Annotated in this window: 8 protein-coding genes and 1 pseudogene; 5 read left to right on the forward strand and 4 right to left on the reverse strand. The window is 72.1% G+C overall.

The features are described 5' to 3' along the window. A pseudogene (locus B7767_RS04505) lies at nt 1-358 on the reverse strand (diacylglycerol kinase); the annotation flags it as partial. A 188-nt stretch (nt 359-546) separates the two neighbouring features. On the opposite strand from B7767_RS04505, the gene B7767_RS04510 reads away from it, so the two are divergent. Both B7767_RS04510 and B7767_RS04515 read left to right on the forward strand, forming a co-directional pair. Then, entirely contained in the window at nt 547-1,830 is a 1,284-nt protein-coding gene (locus B7767_RS04510; RefSeq protein WP_085570978.1) for an adenylosuccinate synthase, read from the forward strand. A gap of 115 nt (nt 1,831-1,945) precedes the next feature. Next, nucleotides 1,946-2,236: a hypothetical protein gene (locus tag B7767_RS04515; RefSeq protein WP_085570979.1), complete on the forward strand. Its 291-nt coding sequence runs from the start codon at nt 1,946-1,948 to the stop codon at nt 2,234-2,236. Between the two features lie 9 nt (nt 2,237-2,245). Here B7767_RS04515 and B7767_RS04520 read toward each other — a convergent pair whose 3' ends face one another. The 3 genes from B7767_RS04520 to B7767_RS04530 all read right to left on the reverse strand — a co-directional run bounded on the left by B7767_RS04520 (nt 2,246) and on the right by B7767_RS04530 (nt 5,221). Next, nucleotides 2,246-2,896 carry a hypothetical protein gene (locus B7767_RS04520; RefSeq protein WP_085570980.1) on the reverse strand — a complete coding sequence of 217 codons (651 nt, stop codon included), beginning with the start codon at nt 2,894-2,896 and terminating at the stop codon, nt 2,246-2,248. Between the two features lie 45 nt (nt 2,897-2,941). After that, nucleotides 2,942-3,715 (reverse strand): GntR family transcriptional regulator, encoded by a 774-nt coding sequence (locus B7767_RS04525; RefSeq protein ID WP_085570981.1) that lies wholly within the window; start codon nt 3,713-3,715, stop codon nt 2,942-2,944. A 150-nt stretch (nt 3,716-3,865) separates the two neighbouring features. Beyond that, nucleotides 3,866-5,221: an aspartate aminotransferase family protein gene (locus B7767_RS04530; RefSeq protein WP_085570982.1), complete on the reverse strand. Its 1,356-nt coding sequence runs from the start codon at nt 5,219-5,221 to the stop codon at nt 3,866-3,868. 157 nt (nt 5,222-5,378) lie between these two features. Between B7767_RS04530 and B7767_RS04535 the strand changes: the two genes are divergently transcribed. From B7767_RS04535 to B7767_RS04545, 3 genes are all read left to right on the forward strand, one after another. Then, entirely contained in the window at nt 5,379-5,984 is a 606-nt protein-coding gene (locus B7767_RS04535; RefSeq protein WP_085570983.1) for a DJ-1/PfpI family protein, read from the forward strand. Next, nucleotides 5,981-6,451, forward strand: coding sequence for a MarR family winged helix-turn-helix transcriptional regulator (locus tag B7767_RS04540; RefSeq protein ID WP_085570984.1), 471 nt, complete (start codon nt 5,981-5,983; stop codon nt 6,449-6,451). The genes B7767_RS04535 and B7767_RS04540 overlap by 4 nt, the downstream gene beginning before the upstream one ends. 75 nt (nt 6,452-6,526) lie before the next feature. Next, a partial coding sequence (locus tag B7767_RS04545; protein ID WP_143652210.1) for a serine/threonine-protein kinase occupies nt 6,527-7,473 on the forward strand: 947 nt, incomplete at its 3' end.

Here is a 7,473-nt window from a genome sequence, read left to right on the forward strand (position 1 = left end):
CCACCGCACCCGCCGGCACCCCCAGCGACCGGGCGAGGGAGACCGCGCCCCCCACCGGCACCAGCGACAGCGCGCAGTCGGCCAGCTCCCGCCGCCGGTGCAGCAGCGTCACCGCCCGCACCAGGGCCCGGTCGTCGCCCACCACCACCGGCCGCCGCGACCCGCGCCGCGCCAGCATCCGCGCGAACTCCTCCGGACCGTCCGGCAGGCACACCTTCGTGCCCGCCGCACCCGCGCTGAGCACGTCCTTCGCGATCCGGACGGACTCGCCGTCCGCCCGTCGGGCGACCGGGTCGACGACCACCAGGAGCTGATCGGACGTCGCGGAGAAGGTCCTGGAAGTCGCCACCTCGGCCATGCCTCGCTTCCTCGGGTAGCATCTTTGTGCAAGAGCCCCTTGCGCTATTGCGCCAGGGGCTTCGTCTATTCCGGGGCATCCGGTCCGACGGTTGGCGGCCAACGGTGGTCGCGGCGGTGCACGCGGCGGTGATCCTCCGTGTGCGCCCTTGACCTTGGACATGCCCCGCCCGGAAGGGGTGTACGCGCGTGCCCGCACTTGTGCTGCTCGGTGCTCAGTGGGGTGACGAAGGCAAGGGAAAGGCGACGGACCTGCTCGGTGGTTCCGTCGACTATGTGGTGCGCTACCAGGGCGGCAACAACGCCGGCCACACGGTAGTCGTGGGTGACCAGAAGTACGCCCTCCACCTGCTCCCTTCCGGAATCCTGTCTCCCGGCTGCACGCCGGTCATCGGCAACGGCGTCGTCGTCGACCCGTCGGTCCTGTTCTCCGAGCTGAGCGGGCTGAACGAGCGCGGCGTCGACACGTCGAAGCTCCTGATCAGCGGAAACGCTCACATCATCACGCCCTACAACGTGACGGTGGACAAGGTGACCGAGCGCTTCCTCGGCAAGCGCAAGATCGGCACCACGGGCCGGGGCATCGGCCCGACCTACGCCGACAAGATCAACCGCGTCGGCATCCGCGTCCAGGACCTGTACGACGAGTCGATCCTCACCCAGAAGGTCGAAGCGGCCCTCGACGTCAAGAACCAGATGCTCACCAAGTTCTACAACCGGCGCGCGATCGCCGTCGACCAGGTGGTCGAGGAGCTGCTGGGCTACGCGGACAAGCTCGCCCCGTACGTCGCCGACACGGTGCTGGTGCTGAACCAGGCGCTGGAGCAGGACAAGGTGGTCCTCTTCGAGGGCGGCCAGGGCACGCTGCTCGACATCGACCACGGCACGTACCCCTTCGTCACCTCGTCGAACCCGACCGCGGGCGGTGCCTGCACGGGCGCCGGCGTGGGCCCGACGAAGATCAGCCGGGTCATCGGCATCCTGAAGGCGTACACGACCCGCGTCGGCGCCGGCCCGTTCCCGACCGAGCTGTTCGACGAGGACGGCGAGGCGCTGCGCCGCATCGGCGGCGAGCGCGGTGTCACCACCGGCCGTGACCGCCGCTGCGGCTGGTTCGACGCGGTGATCGCCCGCTACGCCACCCGCGTCAACGGCCTCACCGACTTCTTCCTCACCAAGCTCGACGTCCTCACCGGCTGGGAGCAGATCCCGGTCTGCGTGGCGTACGAGATCGACGGCAAGCGCGTCGAGGAGCTGCCGTACTCGCAGACGGACTTCCACCACGCGAAGCCGGTCTACGAGATGCTGCCGGGCTGGTCCGAGGACATCACCGGCGCCAAGTCGTTCTCCGACCTGCCGAAGAACGCCCAGGCCTACGTCAAGGCCCTGGAGGAGATGTCCGGCGCCCCGATCTCCGCGATCGGCGTGGGCCCGGGCCGTACCGAGACGATCGAGATCAACTCGTTCCTGTAGGAGCACCCGTTCCGGCCGGCCACCGGCGCCCCTCGACGAGGGGCGCCGGTGGCTTCGTCGTATCGGGCATACCCTGACATCAGAGCGTGCATCGACGCGGAAGAAGGTGAGTGCGATGCGCGTGATGCTCAAGGCGACGCTGGACACCGAGAAGGCGAACGAGCTGCTCCGCAGCGGGAAGATGGCCGAGCAGGTCAAGGGGATCCTCGACCGGCTGCAGCCGGAGGCGGCCTACTTCGGTCCGATCGGCGGGCGGCGGACGATGGTGCTGGTCCTCCACATGCAGGACAGCTCGGAGGTGCCCCCGGTGGGCGAGCCGTTCTTCACTCACATGAACGCCCAGGTGGAGATGTGCCCGGTCATGAACGCGGAGGACCTCCAGAAGGGACTCTCGCAACTGGGCTGACCCCTGCCGTCAGCTGAACACGATCATCGACCCCTGCGCCAGGCTCCGGGTCGCCGCCGCGTGCAGACCCAGCCAGACGTGGCGTTCACGGGCGAAGGGGCTGGGGTCGTACGGGGCGGGCACGGCCGGCTCCTCCAACTCGGTCGGGCCGCGCGGGGGTTCGGGCGCGGCCGGGGGGTTCGCCGGGTCGATGCCGATGGACGGGGCGACCAGCTCCAGCTCCCGCAGCAGCGCGTGGGACGAGCCCAAGGGGCCGCCGCCCGCCAGGAGTTCGTCGTTGGCGAGGGGGTGCGGGAAGTCGACGGGGACGTACGCGCCCGCGTGGTCGTAGTGCCAGACCAGGTGGGACTGCTGGGCCGTCGTCTCGAACATCTCCAGCAACTGCTCGTAGTCGCCACCCAGTTCGTCCACCGGGGTGACCGGCAGCCCGCACACCTGGAGCAGGTACACCCGCCGCAGGAAGTGCAGCGCGTCGTAGTCGAAACCCGCGACCGGGGCCACCTCGCCGGTCAGTCCCGGCATGTACTGGTACACCGGCACCGGTGGCAGGCCGGACTCGGCGAGCACCGCGTTGTACTGCGCGAGTTCCTCGGCGAACGGGTTGTCGGGCGTGTGGCACAACACGTCGACGAGCGGTACCAGCCACAGGTCACAGGCCAAAGGAAGGCTCCTCACACAGCACGGTCGTCGGGACGGTCGTCGTGGTCAGGGAAGCGTATCGGCGCCCGGCGCGGGCTGCTCCCCCCGTGCCGGCCCTTGTGCAGGTCCCTTACCCATCCCACCGCCCGTCAGCCCTTCCACGAGGGAGAGCGCGTGCGTGTCGTACGACGCGACGATCGCGCGGGCCGCGTCGGTGTCACGGCGCGACAGCGCGTCGACCAGATCGGTGTGCGCGGCCCACAGGTGCCCGCGCAGGTCGGGCAGCCGCCGCAGACGCTGCACCACACACACCCAGGTCCGCACGCGCAGCCGGTGCAGGAAGTCGGTGAGGTACGGGTTGCCGAACACCGACCCGAGTTCGCGCCAGAAGCGCAGGTCGTAGCCGATCAGCACGGTGACCTCCCCGGCGAGGGCCGCGCGCTGCGCCTCCTCGCCACGCCTGCGCACCCCGGCGAGGGCGGCGGCCACCCGGGGCTCCTCCGGCCGCAGGTGCGCCAGGTGGCCGCCGGTCAGCGCGCGGAACATCCCGTCGGTCACCAGGGTGCGGGCCTCGATCATGCCCCGGAAGTCGTCGGCGGAGTACTCGTGCACCCGGAAGCCCCGGTGCTGGTCGGCGTCGAGCAGCCCCTGCGCCGACAGGTCGACCAGCGCCTCCCGGACGGGGGTCGCGGACACGCCGTACTGGTCGGCGATCTCCTTGACGGTGAACTCCTGCCCCGGCTGGAGCCGCCCGGCCAGCACCTCGTCACGGAGCGCGTCCGCGATCTGCTGCCGCAGGGTGCTGCGGGTCACGGCGCCGCCGCCGCTGAAGCCGGGCATGGTCGGGGCGTCTCCCTCGTCGCGTTCGAGTGGCGTGCACGCGGATGTCCGCGAGCACGCCACCTTACGCGTTCGGACGGGCCCCGGGGTGTTCGAACGGGCGCGGGGGAGGCCCCCCTCGCGCCCGTCCGTGCCGACCTCGCGGGGCGGTCACTCCACGTAGCCGTCCGCCACCGACAGGGCCGCGTCCAGCGCCGCGAGACCCTCCTTCAGCTCCGCCTCGCCCGCGTTGCACGGCGGCACCACATGCGTGCGGTTCATGTTCACGAAGGGCCAGATCCCGGCCTCCTTCGCGGCGGCGGCGAAGGCCGCCATCGGGGCGTTCGCCTCGCCGGCCGCGTTGTACGGCACCAGCGGCTCGCGGGTCTCCCGGTTCCGCACCAGCTCCAGCGCCCAGAACATGCCGGTCCCGCGCACCTCGCCCACGCTCGGGTGCCGCTCGGCCAGCTCCCGCAGCCCGGGGCCGACGACGGACGCGCCGAGGGAGGCGGCGTTCTCGACGACGCCCTCCTCCTCCATCACACGGATCGTCGCGACGGCGGCGGCGCAGGCCAGCGGGTGCCCCGAGTACGTCAGGCCGCCCGGGTAGGGCCGCTTCCCGAACGTGTCGGCGATCGCCCCGGAGATCGCGACACCGCCCAGCGGCACGTACCCGGAGTTCACGCCCTTCGCGAAGGTCATCAGGTCCGGGACGACGTCGTACAGGTCCGCCGCGAACCACGTCCCGGTCCGTCCGAACCCGGCCATGACCTCGTCGAGGACGAAGACGATCCCGTACTTGTCGCACAGCTCGCGGACCCCGGCGAGATAGCCGGCGGGCGGCATCATGATGCCCGCCGTCCCCGGGATCGTCTCCAGGACGATCGCGGCGATCGTCGAGGGCCCCTCGAAGGCGATCGTCGTCTCCAGGTGCTCCAGCGCCCGCGCGCACTCCTGCTCCTCCGTCTCCGCGTAGAAGCGGGAGCGGTACAGGAACGGCGCCCAGAAGTGCACGACCCCGGCCGTGCCGCTGTCGGAGGCCCAGCGGCGCGGGTCACCGGTGACGTTGACCGCCTGCTGGGTGCCGCCGTGGTACGAGCGGTACGCGGAGAGCACCTTGGGGCGGCCGGTGTGCAGCCGCGCCATGCGCAGGGCGTGCTCCACGGCGTCGGCGCCGCCGTTGGTGAAGAAGATCCTGTCCAGGTCGCCCGGGGTCCGCTCGGCGATCAGCCGGGCCGCCTCCGAGCGTGCCTCGACGGCGAACGCGGGCGCGAACGTCGTCATCCGCGCCGCCTGTTCCTGGATCGCGGCGACGACCTTCGGGTGCTGGTAACCGATGTTGGTGTAGACGAGGCCGCTGGTGAAGTCGAGGTAGCGCCGGCCGTCGTAGTCCCAGAAGTACGACCCCTGCGCCCCGGCGACGGCGAGCGGGTCGATGAGCTCCTGCGCGGACCAGGAGTGGAACACGTGCGCACGGTCGGCGGCCTTGACGGCGGCGCCGGCTTCGGGGTTCGGCTGAGGGGTCATGCGGGCGAGGGTAGGCCGGTGCCGCGGGGGCGCGACATCGGCGGCCTGTCTGCGGTGGGGGACTTTCCGCGACAGGGTGTCGACAGGAGTGATTGACAGGATGCTGTCCTAATGACAAGATGCTGTCATCTGCTGGCGTACCCACAAGGGAGCGGTCATGACCCGCAAGCCCGTGCATCTCGCCCTCTACGACACCTTCGCCGACTGGGAGACCGGTCACGCCACCGCGCACCTCGCGCGCGCCGGCTACGAGGTGCGTACGGTCACCCCGGCCGGGGAGCCCGTCACCGGCATCGGCGGACTCCGCGTCCTGTCCGACCTCACGCTCGACGAGCTGCGGCCCGAGGACAGCGCGCTGCTGATCCTCCCCGGCGCCGACCGCTGGGACGAGGGCGACGACCTCGCCCCCTTCGCCCGCGCCGCCCGCGCCTTCCTCGACGCCGGTGTGCCCGTCGCCGCGATCTGCGGCGCCACCGCCGGGCTGGCCAGGGAAGGGCTGCTCGACACCCGCGCGCACACCAGTGCCGTCTCCTTCTACCTCGCCGCGACCGGCTACGCGGGCGGCGACCGGTACGTCGAGGCCGACGCGGTCACCGACGGCGGTCTCGTCACCGCCGGGCCGACCGAGCCCGTCGCCTTCGCCCGCGAGATCCTCCGGCTGCTCGGCGTCCACGACGACACGGTGAACGACGCCTGGTACCGGCTGTTCCACGACTCGGACCCCGAGGCGTACGCCGAGTACGCGAAGGCCACGGCGCGGTGAGCGGGGAACACCAGGACCTGCTCAGCCGGGGCGCGCTCGGCACCTTCCGGCTGAACGGCCAGTTCCTCGCGGTCGCCGAGGAACTGGCCCGGCCCGCCGGGCTCACCGCCGCCCGGTGGCAGGTGCTCGGCGCGGTCCTCGGCGAGCCGCTGCCGGTCTCCGGGATCGCCAGGGCCATGGGCATCACCCGGCAGAGCGTGCAGCGCATCGCCGACCTGCTGGTGGAGCGCGGACTCGCCGAGTACCGGCCCAACCCGGCCCACCGCCGCGCCAAACTCCTCGCCCCCACGGAGCGGGGCCGCACGGCGATCAGCCGTGTCGACCCCGGCCACGCGGCCTTCGCGGAGCGGCTGGCACAGGCGTACGGAGCGGCGTACGGGGAGGCGGAACTCGCCCGTGCGGTGGAGGCGCTGGAACGCCTGTCCACGGTGCTGGACACACTCGGGCCGCCTGTTACGGAACCGTAGACATCGCCCAGCTCACCGGGTACCGGCCCCGCACTATCCTCGGGATGTTGCTCATCGGGGGGAGGCGGCGTGGCGATGGACAAGCTCGGGCCCGGGGACCCGCCGGGAATCGGGGCGTACCGGCTGCTGGCCAGGCTCGGGGCCGGCGGCATGGGGCAGGTCTACCTCGCCCGCTCCGACCGGGGACGCACCGTCGCCGTCAAGCTGATCCGCCGGGAGCTGGCCCAGCAGGAGGAGTTCCGGGCGCGCTTCCGCCAGGAGGTGCACGCCGCGCGGCAGGTCGGCGGCGACTGGACGGCCCCGGTGCTCGACGCGGACACCGAGGCGCCCGTGCCGTGGGTGGCCACCGGGTACGTGGCCGGGCCCAGCCTCCAGCAGGTGGTCGGGCACGACCACGGGGCGCTGCCCGAGCGTTCGGTGCGCATCCTCGCCGCCGGTCTCGCGCACGCGCTGAAGGACATCCACGCCGCGGGGATCATCCACCGGGACCTCAAGCCGTCCAACGTGCTCGTCACCATCGACGGTCCGCGCGTCATCGACTTCGGGATCGCGCGGGCGCTGGAGACGGTGACCGACGGCGGGCTCACCCGCACCGGCGCGCTCGTCGGCTCGCCCGGCTTCATGGCACCCGAGCAGGTGCGCGGCGACCGCATCACGCCCGCCTGCGACGTGTTCTGCCTCGGCTCGGTACTCGCCTACGCCGCCACCGGCACGTTCCCGTTCGGCACCGCCAACAGCGGTGTGCACGCGCTGATGTTCCGCATCGCCCAGGAGGAACCCGACCTGGCCGGTGTGCCCGAGGGGATCGCCGACCTCGTACGCGACTGCCTGAAGAAGGACCCGGCGGCACGGCCCACCCTCGACCGGGTGCTGGAACGCACCGGCGCGGAGGACACCGTGGCCGGCGGCCGCTCCCGCGACCCCTGGCTGCCGGGCGCCCTGGTCGCCCAGCTCGGCCGCCACGCGGTCCGCCTCCTGGACGCGGAGGACCCGCAGACCCCGGCGCCCCCCGTGCCGGCGGG

Source organism: Streptomyces sp. 13-12-16 (assembly GCF_002114215.1).
Lineage (GTDB): Bacteria > Actinomycetota > Actinomycetes > Streptomycetales > Streptomycetaceae > Streptomyces.